The sequence below is a fragment of the Microlunatus spumicola genome, assembly GCF_039536445.1.
Classification (GTDB): Bacteria; Actinomycetota; Actinomycetes; order Propionibacteriales; family Propionibacteriaceae; genus Microlunatus; species Microlunatus spumicola.
In genome coordinates, this window is the sequence record NZ_BAAAYR010000004.1 from 1 (window position 1) to 20,491 (window position 20,491).

Annotated in this window: 19 protein-coding genes; 2 read left to right on the top strand and 17 right to left on the bottom strand. The window is 73.7% G+C overall.

Features of this window, described 5'->3' with window-relative positions:
- Positions 1 to 164 precede the first annotated feature (164 nt).
- The 6 genes from ABD665_RS13105 to ABD665_RS13130 form a co-directional block, all read right to left on the bottom strand.
- Complete coding sequence (locus ABD665_RS13105) at positions 165 to 794, bottom strand: DUF1684 domain-containing protein (protein ID WP_204913116.1); 630 nt, start codon at positions 792 to 794, stop codon at positions 165 to 167.
- 37 nt (positions 795 to 831) lie between these two features.
- Complete coding sequence (locus ABD665_RS13110) at positions 832 to 2,808, bottom strand: FUSC family protein (RefSeq protein ID WP_344742436.1); 1,977 nt, start codon at positions 2,806 to 2,808, stop codon at positions 832 to 834.
- 77 nt (positions 2,809 to 2,885) lie between these two features.
- Positions 2,886 to 4,649: a dipeptide ABC transporter ATP-binding protein gene (locus ABD665_RS13115; RefSeq protein WP_204913118.1), complete on the bottom strand. Its 1,764-nt coding sequence runs from the start codon at positions 4,647 to 4,649 to the stop codon at positions 2,886 to 2,888.
- The gene (locus ABD665_RS13120) at positions 4,646 to 5,722 is read right to left on the bottom strand and encodes an ABC transporter permease subunit (RefSeq protein ID WP_204913119.1); all 1,077 of its coding nucleotides are present in this window, start codon (positions 5,720 to 5,722) and stop codon (positions 4,646 to 4,648) included. The genes ABD665_RS13115 and ABD665_RS13120 overlap by 4 nt, the downstream gene beginning before the upstream one ends.
- The gene (locus ABD665_RS13125; protein WP_204913120.1) at positions 5,722 to 6,810 is read right to left on the bottom strand and encodes an ABC transporter permease subunit; all 1,089 of its coding nucleotides are present in this window, start codon (positions 6,808 to 6,810) and stop codon (positions 5,722 to 5,724) included. The genes ABD665_RS13120 and ABD665_RS13125 overlap by 1 nt, the downstream gene beginning before the upstream one ends.
- A 67-nt stretch (positions 6,811 to 6,877) precedes the next feature.
- Positions 6,878 to 8,527, bottom strand: a complete 1,650-nt coding sequence (locus ABD665_RS13130; RefSeq protein WP_204913121.1) for an ABC transporter substrate-binding protein — start codon at positions 8,525 to 8,527, stop codon at positions 6,878 to 6,880.
- A 243-nt stretch (positions 8,528 to 8,770) separates the two neighbouring features.
- On the opposite strand from ABD665_RS13130, the gene ABD665_RS13135 reads away from it, so the two are divergent.
- Both ABD665_RS13135 and ABD665_RS13140 read left to right on the top strand, forming a co-directional pair.
- Positions 8,771 to 9,385, top strand: coding sequence for a DUF47 family protein (locus tag ABD665_RS13135; RefSeq protein WP_204913122.1), 615 nt, complete (start codon positions 8,771 to 8,773; stop codon positions 9,383 to 9,385).
- 4 nt (positions 9,386 to 9,389) lie between these two features.
- Positions 9,390 to 10,382, top strand: a complete 993-nt coding sequence (locus tag ABD665_RS13140) for an inorganic phosphate transporter (protein ID WP_425562162.1) — start codon at positions 9,390 to 9,392, stop codon at positions 10,380 to 10,382.
- 146 nt (positions 10,383 to 10,528) lie between these two features.
- Here the strand turns inward: ABD665_RS13140 and ABD665_RS13145 are convergent, their stop codons facing one another.
- The 11 genes from ABD665_RS13145 to ABD665_RS13195 all read right to left on the bottom strand — a co-directional run bounded on the left by ABD665_RS13145 (position 10,529) and on the right by ABD665_RS13195 (position 20,436).
- Positions 10,529 to 11,419 (bottom strand): DMT family transporter, encoded by an 891-nt coding sequence (locus tag ABD665_RS13145; protein WP_204913123.1) that lies wholly within the window; start codon positions 11,417 to 11,419, stop codon positions 10,529 to 10,531.
- A 68-nt stretch (positions 11,420 to 11,487) separates the two neighbouring features.
- Positions 11,488 to 12,282 (bottom strand): SDR family oxidoreductase, encoded by a 795-nt coding sequence (locus ABD665_RS13150; RefSeq protein ID WP_204913124.1) that lies wholly within the window; start codon positions 12,280 to 12,282, stop codon positions 11,488 to 11,490.
- Positions 12,279 to 13,058, bottom strand: a complete 780-nt coding sequence (locus ABD665_RS13155) for an SDR family NAD(P)-dependent oxidoreductase (protein ID WP_344742576.1) — start codon at positions 13,056 to 13,058, stop codon at positions 12,279 to 12,281. The genes ABD665_RS13150 and ABD665_RS13155 overlap by 4 nt, the downstream gene beginning before the upstream one ends.
- Before the next feature lie 25 nt (positions 13,059 to 13,083).
- Positions 13,084 to 14,133 carry a zinc-binding dehydrogenase gene (locus ABD665_RS13160; protein WP_204913126.1) on the bottom strand — a complete coding sequence of 350 codons (1,050 nt, stop codon included), beginning with the start codon at positions 14,131 to 14,133 and terminating at the stop codon, positions 13,084 to 13,086.
- A 39-nt stretch (positions 14,134 to 14,172) separates the two neighbouring features.
- Entirely contained in the window at positions 14,173 to 14,955 is a 783-nt protein-coding gene (locus ABD665_RS13165; RefSeq protein WP_204913127.1) for a glucose 1-dehydrogenase, read from the bottom strand.
- Positions 14,952 to 15,776, bottom strand: coding sequence for a M55 family metallopeptidase (locus ABD665_RS13170; RefSeq protein ID WP_204913128.1), 825 nt, complete (start codon positions 15,774 to 15,776; stop codon positions 14,952 to 14,954). Before ABD665_RS13170 ends, ABD665_RS13165 begins: the two co-directional genes overlap by 4 nt.
- Positions 15,773 to 16,720 carry an isoaspartyl peptidase/L-asparaginase gene (locus ABD665_RS13175; protein WP_204913129.1) on the bottom strand — a complete coding sequence of 316 codons (948 nt, stop codon included), beginning with the start codon at positions 16,718 to 16,720 and terminating at the stop codon, positions 15,773 to 15,775. The genes ABD665_RS13170 and ABD665_RS13175 overlap by 4 nt, the downstream gene beginning before the upstream one ends.
- The gene (locus tag ABD665_RS13180; protein ID WP_204913130.1) at positions 16,717 to 17,607 is read right to left on the bottom strand and encodes an ATP-binding cassette domain-containing protein; all 891 of its coding nucleotides are present in this window, start codon (positions 17,605 to 17,607) and stop codon (positions 16,717 to 16,719) included. The genes ABD665_RS13175 and ABD665_RS13180 overlap by 4 nt, the downstream gene beginning before the upstream one ends.
- A complete protein-coding gene (locus ABD665_RS13185) occupies positions 17,604 to 18,623 on the bottom strand; it encodes an oligopeptide/dipeptide ABC transporter ATP-binding protein (protein ID WP_204913131.1) in 1,020 nt (339 codons plus the stop codon). The genes ABD665_RS13180 and ABD665_RS13185 overlap by 4 nt, the downstream gene beginning before the upstream one ends.
- Positions 18,620 to 19,498 carry an ABC transporter permease subunit gene (locus ABD665_RS13190; RefSeq protein ID WP_204913132.1) on the bottom strand — a complete coding sequence of 293 codons (879 nt, stop codon included), beginning with the start codon at positions 19,496 to 19,498 and terminating at the stop codon, positions 18,620 to 18,622. The genes ABD665_RS13185 and ABD665_RS13190 overlap by 4 nt, the downstream gene beginning before the upstream one ends.
- On the bottom strand, positions 19,495 to 20,436 hold the full coding sequence (locus ABD665_RS13195) for an ABC transporter permease subunit (protein ID WP_204913133.1): 942 nt from the start codon (positions 20,434 to 20,436) through the stop codon (positions 19,495 to 19,497). Before ABD665_RS13195 ends, ABD665_RS13190 begins: the two co-directional genes overlap by 4 nt.
- Positions 20,437 to 20,491: the final 55 nt, after the last annotated feature.

Below are 20,491 nucleotides of genomic sequence, written 5' to 3' on the forward strand. Positions count from 1 at the left end.
AAGACCGAGACCACGAACGACACCCAGGGCGGCACCGCCGCCATCGGCTTCACCTGGGAGGCGCAGAACAGCTGATCCCGGCACCACCCGCAGCGGGCCACGGACGTCACCGACGTCCGTGGCCCGCTGCGTCCCGGGGCCGGCCGCGCCGACGAGGAGGGCTCTCAGGCCATCCGCTCCCCCGCCTCGACGCGGGCGGAGACGGTGTTCTCGGGGGGAGCGAGCGGGCAGAGCCACGCGTCGTCGTAGCGGCAGGACGGGTGGTAGAGGAAGTTCAGGTCGACGACGAGCCGGGACCCGTGCGCGCCGAGGTCGGCGCCCTTGGCGGTGTCCAGCAGGTAGCGCCCGCCCCCGTAGCTGCCCGCCGTCGGGTCGGCGTCCCCGGCCGTGCCGTCGCGCAGCGGCAGGAACATCCCCCCGGCGTACTGCTCGAGCCACCACAGCGTGACGCTCGCACCGACGGGGTCGGGCAGCTCGACGACGCCGACGGCCCGGAGCAGCGTGCTGCCGGTCTCGCCGCTCGGCAGCTCCAGGGCCCGGGTGCCCTCGGGCACCGGGGCGAGCTCGACCTCGAAGCGGAACCGGGGGTCGTACGGCCAGAACGGCAGGCCGGTCTCGCGCAGCGGGCTCCCGGCCGGCAGGGCGCTCTGCGGGTGCTCCCGGAACAGCGCGTCCCGGCCCGCGCGCCAGAGGCCGTGCGCCGTCGCCGGGTCGGCCTCGGCGCGGACGTCGGCGTAGAGCCCCGCCACCCGCCGCCGCCAGTCCGCCAGCTCGAGCTCCGTGCGTCCCGTCATCGTCCCCTCCTCGAGCTCGTCGAACCCCTCGGACCCGTCAGACACCGATCGGCCCCCGCGCGATGCCCTGCAGGCCCCGCAGGTCGCCCGCCAGGTCGTCGAGCAGCGCGGAACCCGGCGGCCGCAGCTCCCGCGGCGCGCGGTGCTCGCGCAGGGCGCCGGCCAGCTCGTCGAACCCGGCGACGAGCTGCGCGGCGTCGTCCGCGGGCGGGCGCGCCGCGGGGTGCCGGGCGCGGGCGGCGGCCTCGCTGAGGTCGTCGGTCGTCTTCTCGAGCTGGGCGATCATCGGCCACCACGCCGCCGCCTGCCGCGACACCGGCGGCGGCTCGGCGAGCGTGCTCTGCAGCTCCGAGCGGATGTCGGACATGGCCGCGTACGCGCGTCGCCGTGCGGGCCCGACCAGGCTGCGGTCGGAGCCGAACGCCACCCGCGCGTAGCCGGCGAGCGCCTCGACCCCGGCGGCGATGTGCTCGCCGAGCCGCGGGTGCCAGGTGCCGGGCCAGCAGAGGTACCCCACGACGAGGACCACCCCGGCCCCGATCGCCGTGTCCAGCAGCCGGTCGAGCGCCACCCGCCCGTCGACCCGGGTACCGAAGTCGATGAGCAGCAGCACCAGCGGCGTGAGGAAGGTCGACAGCAGCCCGTAGTTGAGGCTCCGCCCGTACGGGAAGGCGAAGGCCAGCACGGCCATCGGCAGCAGCAGCCAGGCGCCGTGCGGCACGGCCGCGACGACCGCGACGCCGAGGACGACGCCGACCATGGTGCCGAGGGTGCGCTGCACCCCGCGGGCGAAGATCGAGCCGAAGTCGGGCTTCAGCACCAGGGCGGCGGTGAGGACGATCCAGTAGGGCTTCTCCAGCGGCACCAGCAGCCGCACGGTCTCGGCCACGGCCATCGTCACGGCCAGCCGGGCGGCGAACGTCCACGCCTTGCGGGCGGGCACGTAGCTCGCCCAGGAGGGACGGTCGCTGCCCGACGGCGACGCCGCGCGGCCCTCGACCGTGCGGACGACCTGGGTCAGCGCCGTCAGGACCGGCTGGGCCACGACGTCCTCGGCGGCGGCACGGTCGACGTCGTCCTCGAGCGTGTCGAGCTCGCCACGCACCGCGCGGTCCCGGCGCTGCCCGACGAGCGCCGCGAGCCGGTCGACCAGGTCGGCGAGCCCGGGACGGGCGGCCGGCGCCCGCAGCTGCAGGTCGAAGACGGCCGTGACCAGCGAGAAGGTCGCCGTCAGCGCCGACGACAGCCGCCGGAGGTCGTCGCGCCGGCCTGCCGAGGTCGAGCGCGCGGTGACGATCTGGTCGACGGCCTTGGAGAGCTCACGCGTCAGCGCTGCCCGCCGGTCGTGCACGGCGACCGCGTCCGGCGCCTCGGGCGGACGGCGGAGCTCCCCGGCCAGCTGCGTGAGCACCGAGATCTCCACGGCTCGCGGCTCGTTCTGCTCCGGGTCCAGCCGTGTCTGCACGAACGACAGCGCCACGGACCACGCCAGCCCGGCCAGGTAGGCGCCCGCGACGACGTGCGCCCCGACCCCGGAGGGCAGGGCGGCCGCGACGGCGGCGTAGACCAGCAGCTGCAGCCCCGCGAACGACAGGTTGGAGCTCAGCGAGCTCAGCAGGGCCGAGACGACCCCCAGCACCGCGAACGCCAGCACCGCGGCCAGGCCCTGCTCGATGTAGCGGCCGGCCAGCAGGCCCACCAGGCCGCCGACCCCGCCCAGCAGCACCCGCCGGAACCGCGCCCGGAACGTGCCGCCGTTGTCGCCGAAGGCGCCCACCATGCCGCCCATCCCGGCGAACACCGCCAGCCCGGGCTGGCCCAGCAGCAGCCCCGCCCCGAGCAGCGGCGGGACGGTCAGCATGCAGCGGACCATGTCGACCCAGGGCACCGGCGCCTTCTTGGGCGCGAGGATGCGGACCACCCAGTCGGGCGCGATCGGGTCGAGCAGGCTCGGGTCGCGACCGTACGTCCGCAGGGAGCTCCGCCGCTCCGCCGTGGACCGCTGGCCCGACACCGCGCGTCCCCCTGCCCTCGTCCCGACCTCGTTGCTGACGCGCCCGATCATCGCAGCCCGGGCGCGGCGGCGTCGGGTCAGGCCCGGTCGGCGTCCAGCGCGCGGAGACGGCCGAGCTCGACCCGGCGCTCGGCCTGCGCGGCCGGGTCGGGCACGGGCAGGGAGGCGAGCAGCCGCTGCGTGTACGGGTGCTGCGGGGCCCCGAGGACCTGCTCGCCCGTGCCCTCCTCGACCAGCTGCCCGTGGTAGAGCACGGCGATCCGGTCGGCGAGCAGGTCGACGACCGCGAGGTCGTGGCTGATGAACAGCGACGCGAAGCCGAGCTCGGCCTGCAGCTCGGCGAAGAGCTCGAGCACCCGGGCCTGCACCGACACGTCGAGGGCGGAGGTCGGCTCGTCGGCGATCAGCAGCTTGGGGTCGAGGGCGAGGGCCCGGGCGAGGCTGGCCCGCTGGCGCTGGCCGCCGCTCAGCTCGTGCGGGTAGCGGTCCCCGTACGCCCGCGGCAGCTGCACCGACTCGAGCAGCTCGTCGACCCGGGCGCGCGCGGCGCGGGGGTCGCCGCTGCGGCCGTGCACGATCAGCGGCTCCGCCACGCACTCGGCGATGGTGAGCAGCGGGTTGAAGCTGGACGCCGGGTCCTGGAAGACGAAGCCGATGTCGCGCCGCAGCGGACGGAACGTCCGCTCCCGGACCCCGCGCATCTCCTGCCCGAGCACGGTCAGCGAGCCGCCGGTCACCCGGGTGAGCCCGGCGATCGCGCGCCCGATGGTCGTCTTGCCCGAGCCGCTCTCCCCCACCAGGCCCAGCACCTCGCCCGAGCGCAGCGTGAAGGACACCCCGTCGACGGCGGTGAAGCCCGCCCGGCCGAGCCGGCCCGGGTAGGTGATGCGCAGGTCGTCGGCGACGACGACCGTCTCCGGCGCGGTGCCGCCGGCGTGCGCGGCCTCCCGGGCGACGGCCCGCGCGGCGGTGCGCTCGCGGCCCTGCCCGACGTACGGCACGGCGGCGAGCAGCCGGCGCGTGTAGTCCTGCCGCGGGTGGGCGAAGAGCTCGGTCGTGCTCGCCTGCTCGACGACCTCGCCCGCGTACATGACGGCGACCCGGTCGGCGAGGTCGGCGACGACGCCGAGGTTGTGCGTGATCAGCAGGATCGACGTCCCGAACTCGTCGCGGCACCGGCGCAGCAGGTCCAGGATCTCGGCCTGCACGGTGACGTCGAGCGCGGTCGTCGGCTCGTCGGCGACGATCAGGCCCGGGTCCAGGACGAGGGCCATGGCGATGACGACCCGCTGCTTCTGCCCGCCCGAGAGCTGGTGGGGGTAGTAGTCGACGCGCTCCTCGGGGTCGGGGATGCCGACCCGCCGCAGGACGTCGATCGCCTTGGCCCGCGCCTCGCCGCGGCTGATCGACGTGTGCGCGCGGAGGCCCTCGGCGATCTGCCAGCCCACGGTGAAGACGGGGTTCAGGGCGGCCGACGGCTCCTGGAACACCATGGCGACGTCGGTCCCGCGCAGCTCCCGCAGCCGGGCCTTCGGCACCGCCACCACGTCAGTCGCGGCGTGGCCCCGCTTGGAGCCGAGCAGCACCATGCCCGAGGCCGTGGCGCTGGCCGGGAGCAGCCCGAGGATGCTCTTGGCCGTCACCGTCTTGCCGCTGCCGGACTCGCCGACCACGGCGAGGACCTCGCCGGGCGCGACCTGCAGGCTGACCCCGGCGACGGCCTTGACCGAGCCGCGGTCGCTGGCGAAGGACACCTCGAGGTGGCGGATGTCCACCACGGGGCCCGCGGTGTCGTGCTGAGCGTCACGCTGGGCGTCGTGCAGGTGGTCGTGCAGGCTCATCGGTCCGCCCCTCCGTCGACGCGGTCGTACGCGGCCCCGCCCGGGGTCTCCAGCCCGGCGGCCGAGTCGAGCGTGCCGCCCGGGACGACGGACGTCGCCGCCACGGTCCCGCCGCCCGCGGTGACGCGGCGCCGGCCCCGCAGGCGCGGGTCGGCGAGGTCGTTCAGGCTCTCGCCGACCAGGGTGACCCCGAGGACGAACAGCACGATGGCCAGGCCCGGGAAGAGCCCGGTCCACCACACGCCGCTGGTCACGTCGGAGATCGCGCGGTTGAGGTCGTAGCCCCACTCGGCCGCGGAGTTCGGCTCGATGCCGAAGCCCAGGAAGCCCAGCCCGGCGAGCGTCAGGAGCGCCTCGCTGGCGTTCAGCGTGAAGATCAGCGGCAGCGTGCGGGTCGCGTTGCGCAGGACGTGGCGCAGCATGATCCGGCCGGTCGAGGCGCCGACGACCTTGGCCGACTCGACGTACGCCTCGGCCTTGATCCGCACGGTCTCCGACCGGATCACCCGGAAGTACTGCGGGATGTAGACGACGGTGATCGAGAAGGCCGCGGCCAGGATGCCGCCCCACTTGCTCGACTGCCCGCCGGAGATGGCGATGGAGACGACGATGGCCAGCAGCAGGGTCGGGAAGGCGTAGATCGCGTCGCCGACGACGACGAGCACCCGGTCGAGCCAGCCGCCGACGTAGCCGGACACCAGCCCGAGCGCGACGCCGACGAAGATCGACAGCACGACGGCGACGACCATGGTCTCGAGCGCGGTCTGCGCACCCCAGACCACCCGGGACAGCACGTCGTAGCCGCCCTGCGTGGTGCCGAGCAGGTGGTCGCCGCCCGGCGGCTGCAGGGTGTCGAAGGCGCGGCCGTCCGCGTCGCGCTGCGCCCAGGAGTACGGCGCGATCAGCGGGGCCAGCAGCGCGACCAGCACGAACACGGCGGTCAGCACCAGGCCGGCGACCAGCATCCCGCGCTGGACGCCGACGCTCTGGCGCAGCTGGTGGACGACCGGCAGGTCGCGCCACGTGCGGTGCCGCCGGCTGAGCGCGGCCGGGGCGGTGGAGGTCGCGGCCATCAGTAGCGCACCCGCGGGTCGATGAGGGCGGCCAGGACGTCGACGACGAAGTTCGTGACGGCGACGATCACCGCCAGCAGGGCGACGATGCCCTGCACGGCGACGAAGTCGCGGGCGCGCAGGTACTCGGCCAGCTGGAAGCCCAGGCCCTTCCACTCGAAGGTCGTCTCGGTCAGCACCGCGCCGCCGAGGAGCAGCGCGATCTGGAGGCCGATGACGGTGACGATCGGGATGAGGGCGGGCCGGTAGGCGTGCTTGCGCACGAGCCGGTACTCGCTCACCCCGCGGGAGCGGGCCGCGTCGACGTACTCGGTGCCGAGCGTCCCGATGACGTTGGTGCGCACGAGGCGCAGGAAGATGCCCGCGGTCAGCAGGCCGAGCGCGACGGCCGGGAGCACCGCGTGCTGCAGGACGTCGACGACGGCGGCGGGGTCGCCGAGCCGGAGCGCGTCGACCAGGTAGATGCCGGTCTTGCCCTCGAGCAGCTGGAGGTTCAGCTCGGTGCCGGTGCTGGCCCGCCCCGAGACCGGCAGCACGCCCAGCTTGATCGCGAACACCAGCTTGAGCAGCAGGCCCGCGAAGAAGACCGGGGTGGCGTAGCAGAGGATCGCGAAGACGCGCAGCACGGCGTCGCCGAAGCGGTCGCGCAGGTACGCGGCCAGCATCCCGAGCGGGATGCCGACGAGGAACGCCACGATCAGCGCGTAGACGGCCAGCTCCAGCGTCGCCGTGCCGTACGTGACGAGCACCTCGGTCACGGGGCGGTTGTCGCTGAGCGTGGTGCCGAAGTCGCCGCGCAGCACGTTCGCGAGGTAGTCGCCGTACTGCACGAGGAGCGGCCGGTCGTAGCCGGCCGCGTGGATCCGCTCGGCGAGCTGCTCGGGGGGCAGCCGCCCGCCCTGCGCCGCGGTGATCGGGTCGCCGGTGGTCCGCATCAGCAGGAAGACCAGCGTGACGAGGATGAACACCGTCGGGATGATCAGCAGCGCGCGGATCACGAGGTAGCGGCCGAGGCCGCCGCCCCCGGAGGGACGGCGGCGCTGCGCGGGGACGAGCCCGGCGTTCTCGACCGTCGAGACCTCGCTCATCGGCGAGGCCCTGCGACAGGCTCAGGGCACGAGCCCTGAGCCTGTCGACGGGTGGACGTGTCCAAGATCAGCTCTTCGACAGCGCCGCGTAGCGGAACTTGAACGACGCGTCGAGCGTCTGGTCGGCGCCCGACACCGTCGAGCCGACGACCGCGACCTGCGAGCCCTGGAGCAGCGGCAGCGTGGAGATGTCCTTGGCCTCCGCGTCCTGGATCTGGCCGATGAGCTCGGCCCGCTTGGTCTTGTCCGTCTGGACGAGCTGCTCGCCGATCAGCTTCTGCACCGGCGCGCTGTCGTAGTGGTTGGCCACGAAGTTGTTCTTGCTGAAGAACGGCGTCAGGTAGTTGTCGGCGTCGGAGTAGTCCGGGAACCAGCCGAGCTGGTAGACGGGGTACGCGTCCTTGACCCGGTCCTTGGAGTACTGCACGTACTCGGTGGACTGCAGGTCGACCTTGAACAGCCCCGAGGCCTCGAGCTGGCTCTTGATCAGGCCGTACTCGTCGGTCGAGCCGGGCCCGTAGTGGTCGGTGTTGTACTGCAGCTTGAGGTCGACCGGGGTGCTGACGCCCGCGTCCGCCAGGGCCTGCTTGGCCTTGTCGGCGCTCGGGGCGCCGTTGCCGTCGCCGTACAGCTCCTTGTACGCGTCGTTCGCGCCCGTCAGCCCCTTCGGGACCTGGGAGTAGAGCGGGGTGTAGGTGCCCTTGTAGACCTGCTCGGACAGCGCGTCGCGGTCGACCAGGTCGGCCACGGCCGAGCGGACGGCCAGCGACTTCTTCGCGTCGGCGTCGGAGGTCTTGGTGCCGAACGGCATCGTGTCGAAGTTGAAGACCATGTAGCGGATCTCGCCGCCGGGGCCGTCGACGACCTTGACCTTGTCGTTGGTGCGCAGGTCGGCGATGTCGTTGGCCGAGAGGCTGCGGAACGCGACGTCGATCGAGTTGTTGCTGACCTCGAGCTTCATGTTCGACGCGTCGGCGTAGTACTTGACGTTCACGGTGCCGGTCTTGGCCGGGCCGAGCAGGCCCTGGTAGCCGTCGTAGCTCTTGTACTGGATCAGGTTGTTCACGTCGTAGCTGGCGATCGTGTACTGCCCGGCGAAGGCCTTGCCGTCGACGATCGTCTTGTCCGGGGTCACCGCGTCGGCCGCGAAGACCTCCTCGTCGACGATCGGGCCCGCGGGCGAGGACAGCACCTGGGCGAAGGTCTGGTCGTTCGCGGCCTTGAGCTTGAACACGACGGTGGTCGGGTCCGGGGCGCTCACGGAGTCGAGGTTCGACAGCAGCGAGGACGGCCCGTTCGGGTCGGCGATCTTGACGTCGCGGTCGAAGGTGAACTTCACGTCCGAGGAGGTGAGGTCGTGGCCGTTGGCCCACTTCAGGCCCGGCTTCAGCTTGACCGTGTACTCCGTCGGCGAGGTGAACTCGGCCGAGGTGGCGATGTCGGGCTGCACGTCCGGGCTGCCGTACGGGGTGTTCAGCAGGAACGGGTAGACCTGGTTCATGACGGCGAAGGAGCCGTTGTCGTACGAGCCGGCGGGGTCGAGCGAGGTGATCTTGTCGGTCGTGCCGATCACCAGCGTGCCGCCGGTGGCACCCGCGGAGCTGCCGGCGGTCGTGCCGCCACCGCCTCCGCCGCAGGCGGTGAGGAGCAGGGCCGAGGCCGCGAGGCCCGCGCCCAGGGCGAGGACGCGCCCGCGGCGCGAGGGGACGTAGGACATGGGTTCTCCGATCCGGAAGGGCAAGGTCGGCAGGACTTGTGGTCAGCCAGACGCCGGTCGCCGGAAGATCTCTCGTCCGGCCGACGGCGCCGCTCAGTGTTCCACGCGTCCTGCGCACATGCCCACTCCGCGAGGCCGGGTCGGGAAGGGTTTACACATTCGTAGTGCGCGACCCGTTCGCCGGGTCGAGGGGGGTCGGGCGGGGTAGGCACCCCCGCGAACCCTCCCCAGGAAGGCCCCGCCGTGCGACTGACGCCGCGCAACACCCAGTTCTTCGACCTCTTCCGCACCGCGGCCGAGCACGTCCTCGACGCGACCCACGTGATGGCGGCGCTGGTGGCCGCGGAGCCCCCCGCCCGGGCGCCGCTGGTGGCCCGGATGGTCGAGCTGGAGCACGCGGGCGACACCTGCGTCCACGAGGTGATGAAGGCGCTGAACACCAGCTTCATCACCCCCTTCGACCGGGAGGACATCGCGCTGCTCGCCGCCCGGCTCGACGACGTCCTGGACGAGCTCGAGGAGGCCGCGCAGCTGACCCAGCTCTACCGGATCGGCTCGCTGCCCGACGGCGTGCACCAGCAGGTCGCGCTGCTCGAGCGCGCGGCCGAGCTGACCGTGCCCGCCATGCAGGGGCTCGCGAGCCTGGACGGGCTCACCGACTTCTGGGTCGGGGTGAACGGGCTCGAGAACGAGGCGGACGAGGTCTACCGCACCGCCCTGGCCCGGCTCTTCGACACCGAGACCGACGCGATCGCGCTGCTCAAGGTCAAGGAGGTGCTCGACCGGCTGGAGGAGGCGGCCGACGCCTTCGAGCACCTGGCCAACGTGGTGCAGTCCGTCGCGGCCAAGGAGTCCTGAGGCGGTGCTCGGCCTGCTCCTGCTCGTCGTCGTGATGGCGCTGCTCTTCGACTACACGAACGGCTTCCACGACGCGGCCAACGCCATCGCCAGCGCGGTCTCCACCCGGGCACTCACCCCGCGGGTCGCCCTGCTGCTCGCGGCGGTCGGCAACCTCGTCGGGGCCCTGCTGTCGACCGGCATCGCCACGACCATCGCCGCCTCGATCATCGTGCCGCCCGAGGGCCGGGCGGGGATCGCCGTGGTGCTCGCAGCGCTCGTCGGCGCGATCGTCTGGAACTTCGTCACCTGGTACTTCGGCCTGCCGTCCTCCTCCTCGCAGGCCCTGGTGGGCGGTCTCGTCGGCGCCGGGCTCGCGTCCGGCAGCGCGGTGGAGTGGGTGAGCGGCGTGGTCGGGAAGGTGCTCGTGCCGATGGTGGTCTCCCCCGTCATCGGCCTCGTCGGCGGTTACGGGCTGATGCTCGTGGCGCTCTGGGCGCTGCGCCGGGCCAACCCGCACCGCGTCGAGCGCGGCTTCCGCGTCGCGCAGGTCTTCTCCGCCGCCAGCCTCGCCGTCGGCCACGGGCTGCAGGACGCGCAGAAGGGCATGGGCGTGATCGTGCTGGCCCTGGTCACGCTCGGCTACCAGGACACGTACGCGGTGCCGCTGTGGGTGATCGGCCTCTGCGCGCTGGCGCTGGCCGCCGGGACCTCGTCGGGCGGCTGGCGGATCATGCGCACGCTCGGGCGGCGGATCTTCCCGCTGCGTCCGGTGAGCGGCTTCGCGGCCGAGCTGACCGCGTCCTCCGTGCTCTACCTGACCGCGTTCGTCGTCGCGGCGCCGGTCTCGACCACCCAGGTGGTCACGGCCTCGGTCATGGGGGTCGGCAGCACCCGCGGCCTCTCCGCGGTGCGGTGGGGCGTGGCCCGCGAGATCCTGCTCGCCTGGGTGCTGACGCTGCCCGCGGCCGCGGTCGTCGGCGCCCTCGCCTACCTGCTCACCGGGCGGCTGGCGTAGCGGCGGGGCCGGTTGCTGGGCCCTTGCCCGCCAGCTCAGGCCGACCGCGACGAGTGGCGCCACCGGGCACGCGTACGAGGCGTGTCGTGGGTCGAGTGGCGCCATTCGCGCACACGCCGGGTCGACGGGCGGGTGGAGCGGGCGCCTCAGTCGACGCGGGCCTCGACCTCCGCCGCGGGCGCCGGCTCGCCCTCGACCGCGGGGCCCTCGGCCGAGGCCAGCTTGATCACCCCGGTGATGACCAGGGCGAGCCCGGCCACCTCGCCGGCGACGATGGCCGGGGACTGCCCGGGGTCCTCGCCCAGCACGAGGAGACCGAAGCCGATCGCGACGGCGACCTCGACGACGTTGAGGATCGGGGTCGTGACCGACAGGCGGGTGGCCTGGTAGGCGCGCTGGTTGAGCAGCACGGCCCACACGCCGGTGACCACGAGCGCCCACAGCGACCACGACCCGAGGACGGCGGTGAACCCGTCGCCGAACCGGGCCAGCACCAGCTTGACCAGGCCCGCCACGAGGCCGAAGAGCAGCCCGGCCACGCCGGCCAGGACGGCTCCGCGCAGCTGCGGCGTCTTCGTCCGCGACGCCACGGCCATGCCCGCCAGGGCGAGGACCACCCCGACGACGACGAGCACCGCGCCGAGGCCGTTCCTCGGGGCCTGGTCCGCGGTCGGCGGCCGCACGGCGAGGAACAGCGCGAGCCCGGCCCAGGTGATCACCAGCCAGACGAGCGTCCGCGCGGCCGGGAAGCGGCGCTCCAGCGCCGAGCGGATGACCACGGCGAAGACGATGCCGCTGACGATGATCGGCTGGACGAGCGCGAGGTCGCCCCGGCTCAGGGCGAACGCGTGCAGCGCGAAGGCGAGCGCGCTCAGCCCGAGGCCCGCGAGCCAGGAGGGGTGCCGGGCGATCCGCACGAAGAAGGAGCCGTGGCTCTCCTCGTCCGGGGTCGTGCCGCCGGCGACGCGCTGCTGGAGCGCCGACCCGAGCGCGAACGAGAACGCCGCCGCGAACGCGGCCACGGCGGCAAGAATCACGGTCCGGGTCTCCTAGCGGGTCCTGCGCGCACGACGTGCGCGGACCTACGTTAGTGGGCCCTGCGGCATCACCCGGGCCAGACGGTCGTGAGCCCCCCGTCGACGGTCAGGGTCTGGGCCGTGACGTAGCGCGCGGCGTCGGACAGCAGGAACACGATCACGTCCGCCACGTCGGCCGGCTGCCCGACCCGGCCGAGCGGGACCGACCGGGCCGACTCGACCAGCCCGTCCGGCCCGCCGGAGTTCACCGGGTCCAGCGACTGGGGCGACTCGATGACGCCGGGCAGCACGGCGTTCACCCGGACGCCGCGGGGACCGAGCTCGAGGGCCGCGCTGCGCAGGAAGCCGAGCAGGCCCGCCTTCGCCGCCGCGTACGGGGTGTGGCCGGCCCAGCCGAGGGCGGGGCCGGCGATGCTGGACACGAGCACCACCGCACCCCCGGCCGGCAGCGCGGGCGCCGCGGCCCGGACCGTCCGCATCACCCCCGTCAGGTCGATGTCGAGGATCCGCTCCCAGTCCTCGTCCCGCAGCTCCTCCAGCCGCGCCCGCTTCAGCACGCCGGCGTTCGCCACGACGGCGTCCAGCCGGCCCCACTCGCCGACCAGCCGCTCGACCGCCGCCGTCATCGCGGCGGAGTCGCGCACGTCCGCGTCGACCGCCAGCGCCCGGCCCCCGATCGCGACGACCTCCGCGACCACGGCGGCCGCGTCGTACGGGTCGCCGGCGAAGGTGCCCACCCCGACCGCGTAACCCGCCGCCGCGGCGGCCAGGACGGTCGCCCGGCCGATCCCGCTGGCGGCGCCGGTGACCAGCAGCACCGGGCTGTCGGCCTGATTCCTGGCGCTCGCGCCCGCGTCGCTCACAGCATCACGTCCCCGCTGTTGGGGCCCAGCGTCTGGCCCGTGTAGAGGTTGCCGCCCGGCACGCTGGCCAGCAGCACCGCGGTCGGCGCCACCTCGTACGGCTCCCCCGACCGCCCGAGCGGCAGCCCGGCGTGCAGGGTGGCCGTCCAGTCGTCGGAGAGGGGGCCGCCGAGCGGGGTGTTGACCGGACCCGGGGCGATGCAGTTCGCGGTGACGCCGGTGGGGCCGAGCTCGCGGGCCAGCGAGCGGGTGAAGCCGATGACGCCGGCCTTGGCCGCCGCGTAGTGCGCCATCCCGGCGCCGCCGCGCTGGCCGATCTGGGAGGCGACGTTGATGATCCGGCCGAAGCCCGCCTCGAGCATCGGCGGCAGGGCGGCACGCGAGCAGAGGAAGACGCTGCGCAGGTTCACGGCCACCATCTCGTCGAAGACGGCCGTCGTCATGTCGGCCACCCGCACCTCGGTGAGGATGCCGGCGTTGTTGACCACCGTGTCCGGGCTGCCGAGCCGCTCGCGCGCCTCGTCGAACATCCGCTCCACCTGCGCCTCGTCGGACACGTCGGCCCGCACGGCCACCGCCTCGACCCCGTACGCGGCGCAGCGCGCCCGGACGTCCTCCAGCGCCGGACCGGCCGCCCGGTCGGCGAGGCACACCCCGGCCCCCGCGTGGGCCAGCGCGAGCGCGATCGCCGCGCCGATGCCGCTCGCGGCGCCGGTCACGAGGGCGGTGCGCCCGGCCAGCGAGGCGAGCGGCGGCCCGGACGGGTCGATGATCATCTCCGGCACGTCCTGATCTTCCTGGTCAGGGCTGCAGCAGGACCTTGATCGCCCGGCGCTCGTCCATCGCCCGGTAGCCGTCCGCCACCTCGGCGAGCGGCAGCGTCAGGTCGAAGACGCGGCCCGGGTCGATCGTGCGCGAGAGCACGTCGGGCAGCAGCTCGGCGATGTAGGAGCGGACCGGGGCGACGCCGCCGGCCACGTTGACGTTGTCGTTGAACATCAGCCGGATCGGCAGCTCGGCGCCGCCGCTCGGCACGCCGACGTACCCGACGAACCCGCCGGGCCGCACCGAGCGCAGCGCCTGGTCCATCGACTCGTACGTCCCCACGCACTCGAGCACGCAGTCCGGGCCGACGCCGTCGAACAGCGCGTTCACGGCCTCGACGCCCGCGTCGCCGCGCTCCTCGAGCACGGTGTCCGCACCGAACTCCCGGCCCAGCGCCTGCCGGTCGGGGTGCCGCGAGAACAGCACGACGCGCTCCGCGCCGAGCCGCTTGGCGGCGAGCACCGCGCAGAGGCCGACCGCGCCGTCGCCGACGACCGCGACGGTCTTGCCCGGGCCGACGCCCGCCGAGAGGGCGGCGTGGTGGCCGGTGCCCATGACGTCGGACAGCGTGAGCAGGGACGGGATCAGGTCCTCCGGCGGCATCTCGTCGGTGCCCACGAGCGTCCCGTCGGCCCAGGGCACCCGGACGAGCGCGCTCTGGCCGCCGCTGACCGGCAGGCCGTCCTCGTCCTCGGAACCCCAGGACGCGCCGTGCAGGCACGAGGTCTGCACGCCGTTGCGGCAGTTCACGCAGGTGCCGTCGCTGACGATGAAGGGGGCGATGACGAACTGCCCGGGACGGACCGTGGTGACCTCGTCGCCCACGCTCTCCACGACCCCGACGAACTCATGGCCGATCGGGTGCGTCTTCTTGGTCTGCTGGACCCCGCGGTAGGGCCACAGGTCCGACCCGCAGATGCAGGAGGCGACGACGCGGACGACCGCGTCGGTCGGCTTCTCGACCCGCGGGTCGTCGACCTCCGTGCTGCGGACGTCGCGGGGGCCGTGGATCAGGGTGGCGAGCATGGGGTGCGTTCTCCTCGGAGGATGGGTGACGGCCGGGGGTCAGCCGTGGTTGAAGGTGGTGGTGCAGCCGCCGTCGACGGTCACGACCGAGCCGGTCATGAAGGACGACTCGTCGGAGACGAGGAAGGCGACGACGCTCGCGACCTCCTCGGCCGACGCCTGCCGCCCGATCGGCTGCAGGGCGGCGGCGGCCTCGCGGCGGGCGTTCGCCGCCACCTGGCCCTCGGGCCCGAGGCTCGCGCGGTAGCCGCCCATGTCGGTGTCGATGTACCCCGGGCAGACGGCGTTCACGCGCACGCCGAGCCCGCTGTAGTCGACCGCGAGCTGCCGGGTGAGGTTCACGACGCCGCCCTTCGACGCGCAGTAGGCGGGCGCGAGCGGGGCACGGACGAGCCCGTACGTCGAGGCGACGTTGACGATGCGGCCGCGACCGGATTCCAGCAGGTGCGGCATCGCCGCGCGGGTGCACAGGAACGTGCCGGTGAGGTTCACCGCGAGCACGCGCGTCCACACCTCGACCTCGGTCTCGTGGGCGAGGCTCGAGCCGCCGGAGATCCCGGCGTCGTTGACCAGCACGTCGAGGCCGCCGAAGCGCTCGACGGCGCCGGCGACGGCCGCCTCCACCTGCACGGGGTCGGACACGTCGCAGTGCAGCGCGAGTGCCTCGCCGCCGGCGGCCTCGATCTCGGCGACCGTACGGGCGCCGTCCGCGACGTCGGCGACCACGAGGCGGGCACCGTCGGCGGCCAGGGCCCGGGCCGTGGCCGCGCCGATCCCGCCCGCGGCGCCGGTGACCAGGGCCACCCGTCCGGAGAGCCTCATTCGACGATCGCCCGGGTCAGCATGACCACGGTGACGAAGCTGCGGAACAGCCGTACGGGGTCGTCACCGCTGACCTCGACCGTGCGGGTGCCGACGCGACGGACGCCGTCGACCCAGGTCGCCATCTCGGCGAAGTCGCCGTTGCCGAAGTCGATCTGCAGCGTCGCGGGCAGCTCGATCGCCGGCGGCTTCGCGTCGGCCAGCCCGCGCACGGCGGTCTCCGCGGCCGACCGGATGAGCGCGACGGCCTCGGCGGGGTGCATCGAGTCGGCCGCGAAGCGGGTCACCGACTCCTTGACCACCGCCGTGGTGATGCCGGGTGAGACGCGCGCGGCCTCCTCGGCCGTGGTGGTGTCCCCGGTGATCAGCACGACCGGGACGCCGTGCCCGAGCGCGACCAGGCAGTTGATGCCGGACTCGCCGACCTCGACGCCGTTCAGCAGCACCCGGCTGATCGCCTTGGGGTTGTAGGTGTGCGACAGCGTCGACGCCTCGCTGGCCATGGAGCCGTGGTAGCTGACGAAGAACACGGCGTCGAACGAGGAGTCGAGCCCCTGCATCATGTACATCGGCTTGTGCCGGCCCGAGAGGTAGCGCGCGTTGCCGTGCAGCTCGTCGGGACGCAGGTTCTGCATCGACGAGTGCGAGTCGTTGACCAGGAACTCGGTGGCGCCGGCCGCGAGCGCCCCGTCGATGGCGGCGTTCACCTCGTCCTGCAGCAGCCGCCGGTAGTACTGGTACTCCGGGCCGGGGCCGATGCACTGGCTCCAGTCCACGACACCGGCGGTGCCCTCCATGTCGGAGGACAGGAAGATCTTCACAGGACGCTCCTCGGGCGGATCTCGGGCCCGGCCGAGGCCGGGGTCATGACGGCGTAGGTCGAGCCCTGCACGCCGGCCGCGCCGCCGTGGCGGCCGTCGGGGGTGAGGGCCAGCACGCGCAGCTCGGCGCGGAACTCGTCGGGCAGGGTCGCGGCATCGGCCAGCGCCTCGCGGCAGGCCTGCTCGAGGTCCTCGCCGCGACCCAGGGCCTCGACCACGGAACGCGCGGTGCCGGCGCGCATGCTCAGCTCGCCGCGCCCGGTGCAGGCCGCCGCGCCGAAGCGCACGTCGGACCAGGTCCCGGCTCCGGGCAGGGCGGAGTCGCCGACGCGACCGGGGTACTTCCACGGGTAGCCGCTGGTCGAGACGCCGCTGACCAGCTCGCCCGACTCGTCGAGCGCGAGGATGTTGATCGTGCCCCACGGGCCGTCGTGCGGGGCGAACCGCTGCACGAGCTCCAGCGCCGCCTCGCGGTAGCGGCGGTCGCCGGGCGAGCCCATCATCCGCTCGCCCTCGACGTTGCCCTCGGCCTCGGCCAGCGCCTCGCGGAACATCGTGCGCGACGCGTCGGTCAGCAGGTCGGCGGTCGCGAAGCCGCACTCGGCGGCGAAGGTCGCGGCCCCCTCCCCCACGAGCACGCAGTGCTGCGGGAGGCGTTCGAGGACGGCGCGGGCCACGGAGATGGGGTTCGGGTAGCCCTGCAGGGCGGCGACGGCGGCGAAGGACCGGGTGGACCCGACCATGACCGACGCGTCCAGCTCGACGACGCCGCGGGCGTTGGGCAGCCCCGCCGTGCCGACGTAGTGGTCGGCGAGGTTGTCCTCGCACGCCCGCATGGCGACCTCGACGGCGTCCAGCGCGGAACCGCCGTCGCGCAGCACCTCCATGGCGAGCGGCAGCCCGATCTCGCTGCGTTCCGAGCCGATGACGACCGGCGCGGTCATGCGGTCGCCGCCTCGACGGCGGGGATGCGCCGCGTGGCCAGCCGGGGCACGGACGAGAGCAGCAGCCTCGTGTAGTCGTGCTGGGGTGAGGTGAACACCTGGTCGGTCGATCCTTCCTCGACGACGACCCCGGAGTGCATGACAGCGATGCGGTCGCTGATCTGCCGCACCACGGCCATGTTGTGGGAGACGAAGAGCATGGAGAGGCCCAGGCTCTCCTTGAGGTCCAGCAGCAGGTTGATGATGTTGGCCTGCACGGAGACGTCGAGCGCGGACACCGGCTCGTCGGCGATCAGCACCCGCGGCTCGAGGGCCAGGGCCCGGGCGATCCCGATGCGCTGCCGCTGGCCGCCGGAGAACGAGCGCGGCAGCTGGTCGACCGCGCGCGGCGGCAGCCCGACGAGGTCGACGAGCTCGCGTACGCGGTCCGCCACCTGCGCCCGCGGCACGACCCGGTGGTAGCGCAGCACCTCGCCGAGGGTCTGGCCGACGGTCATCCGGGGGTTCAGGGAGCTGTACGGGTCCTGGAACACCATCTGCACGAGGCGGCGCTGCTCCCGGTCGGGCGGCCCGTCGAGGGCCTGGCCCGCGTAGCGGACCGTGCCGGACGTGGGCCGGAGCAGCCCGGCGGCGCAGCGGCTCAGCGTCGACTTGCCGCAGCCGGACTCCCCGACCAGGCCGAGGGTCTCGCCGCGGCCGACCGCGAGGTCGACCCCGTTGACGGCCTTGACCACGGCGGACCCGTGCCCGCCCAGCCGCTTCCAGACCCCGCCGCGGCGGTGGTAGTGCTGCACCAGGCCCTGCACGGCGAGCAGCTCCTCGCCCGTGCCCCCCGGCTCGCCCCTGCCCGGGTCGTCCGTGGCCGGGTCGTTCGTGGTGGCGGTCACCGCAGCACCCCTTCCAGGGCGGCCTCGGAGATGACGCGCGGCCACTCCTCGGGCTCGTGGGCGCGCCAGCAGGCGCTCTGGTGCCCCGCCGACACGTCCAGCAGGGGCGGCACCTCGGTCCGGCACCGCTCGACCACCGCCGGGCAGCGCGGCGCGAACGGGCAGCCGGGCAGCGGGTGCAGGAGGTCCGGCGGCTGGCCGGCGATCGTGAGCAGCCGGTGGACCGGCTGGTCGGGGTCGGGCACCGACCGCAGCAGGGCCGCGGTGTAGGGGTGCCGCGGCGCGTCGAGCAGCACCTCCGTACGGCCGTGCTCGACGATCCGCCCGGCGTACATGACGTTGAGCTCGTCGCAGGTCCCGCTGACCACGGCGAGGTCGTGGGTGACGAGCATCAGCCCGACGCCACGCTCCTCGCGCAGCCGCGCCAGGACCCCGAGCACCTGGGCCTGGATGGTCACGTCCAGCGCGGTCGTCGGCTCGTCGGCCAGGATCAGGGCCGGCTCGGCCGACAGCGCGATGGCGATGCAGACGCGCTGGCGCATGCCGCCGGACAGCTCGTGCGGGAAGGCCCGGTAGCGGCTCTCCGGGTCGCGGATCCCGACCTGGTCCAGCAGGTCGAGCGCCCGCGCGCGGGCGGCCGACCGGCTCATGCCCAGCCGGACGCGCGGCACCTCGGCGACCTGGTCGCCGATCCGCATCGTGGGGTTCAGCGCGGTGAGCGAGTCCTGGAAGATCATCGCCATCACCGAGGACAGGTGCCTGCGGCGGCGCTCCGGCGTCAGGCCGGTGACGTCCACGCCGTCGACGACGATCGTCCCCCCGGTCACCCGGGCGGGCACCGGCAGCAGGTCCATCGCGGCCCGCAGGGTCAGGCTCTTGCCCGACCCCGACTCCCCCACCAGGCCGACGGCCTGGCCGCGGGAGGCGCTGAGCGAGACGCCGCGCACCGCGTGCAGCGTCCCGTCGGGCAGCGGGATCTCGACGTCGACGTCGTGCAGCTCCAGCAGCGCGCTCATCGGCGTCCGCTCCGCTTCACGAAGCCGTCGGCGATGAGGGCGAGCGACAGTCCGGTGATCACCACGGCGAAGCCGGGGACCGCGGCGAGGTACCAGCGGGTGAACACGAAGGCCTGCCCCTCCTGGATCATCGAGCCCCAGTCGGGCGTGGGCGGCGGCACGCCGAGGCCGAGGTAGCCCAGCGTGACGATGGCGAGGATCGAGAGCACGACGTCGCTCATCGAGAACACGAACGCCTGCAGCAGCACGTTGGGCAGCAGGTGCCGCAGCAGGATGCGGTAGGTCGGCAGGCCGCTGGCCCGCGCGGCCATCGCGTACTCCTGCTCCTTGGCCACGAGCACCTCGCTGCGCACGATGCGGGCGTACGCGACCCAGCCGACGAGCGTGATCGCGATGTAGATGCTCGACGTGCCCTGACCGAGGACGAAGACGAGCGCGATCACGAGGACGAAGAACGGGAACGCCACGACGATGTCGACGATGCGCATCAGCACCAGGTCGAACCACCCGCCGAACCAGCCGGCGAGCAGCCCGAGCGTGCCGCCGAGGACGAACGGGAAGAGCACGGCGAGCGCGCCGACCCGCAGGTCCGTCCGGGCCCCGTAGAGCAGCCGCGCGAACACGTCCCGGCCGAGCTGGTCGGTGCCGAGCAGGTGCCCGTTCCCCGGCGGCAGCAGCGAGCTCTTCAGGTCCTGCTGGACCGGGTCCCAGTGCGTGAGGAGCGGCGCGCAGAGGGCGATCAGCACGATCAGGCCGAGGAGCGACAGCCCCGTGACGAGGACCGGGTTGAGGCGGAGCGAGGCGACCCGGGAGGCGCGGCCGGCGCGTCCCGCCGGGCTCGCGGAACCCGCCGGGCCGGCGACGACGGCGGTCATGCGAGCTCCACCCGCGGGTCGAGCGCGCCGTGCACCACGTCGGTCGCCAGGTTGATCAGCACGACCATGACGGCGAACACCAGCGTGACCCCCTGCACGACCGGGAAGTCGCGGTTGAAGATGGCGTCGAGCATCAGGGTGCCGAGCCCGGGCAGACCGAAGACCCGCTCGACGACGAGGGTGCCGCCGACGAGGTAGGCGATGTTCACGCCGAGCACCGTGACGGAGGAGACCGCCGCGTTGCGCAGCGTGTGCGCGGCGATGATGCGGCCGCGGCCCAGGCCCTTGGCCCGGGCCGTGACCACGTAGTCGCTGTCCAGCACGCCGATCAGCGAGGTCCGCAGGCTGCGGATGAGGATCGGCGTCAGGGCCAGCGCGACGGTCAGGCCCGGCAGCACGATGGAGCTGACGTGCTGCGCCGGCGTCGTGCCGAAGCCCGACACCGGGAAGGCGCGCACCTTCAGCCCCAGCAGCAGGACGAGCATGATGCCGACCCAGAAGGACGGCATGCCGAGCCCGAGCAGGGGCACCGCGCGGACGACCTGGTCGACCGGGCGGCCCTGGTGCGTGGCGGCCAGCACCGCGAGCGGGAGGCTGATCGCCAGCGCCAGGACGGTGGCGGCCACCAGCAGCCAGATCGTGGCCGGCAGCCGTCCGACGACCAGCTCGCTGACGTCGACGTTGTAGAAGAACGACTGACCGAGGTCGCCGTGCACCAGCCGGCCGAGGAAGTCGAGGTACTGCCTCCACAGCGGCTGGTCCAGCCCGAACTTCACGTGCAGGGCGGCGACCGCGTCGTCCGTCGCCCGGACCCCGAGCAGCGTGCGGGCCGGGTCGCCCGGCACCAGGTGGATCATGAAGAAGACGATGAGGGTGACGCCGAAGGCCACCGGGATCATCGCCAGGAGCCGACGGCCCACGTACGCGAGGTGCCTCATGCGGTCCTCGACCTCCTCCCTGCCCACCGCCGCCGCGGGCGGTGGGCAGTCCTGC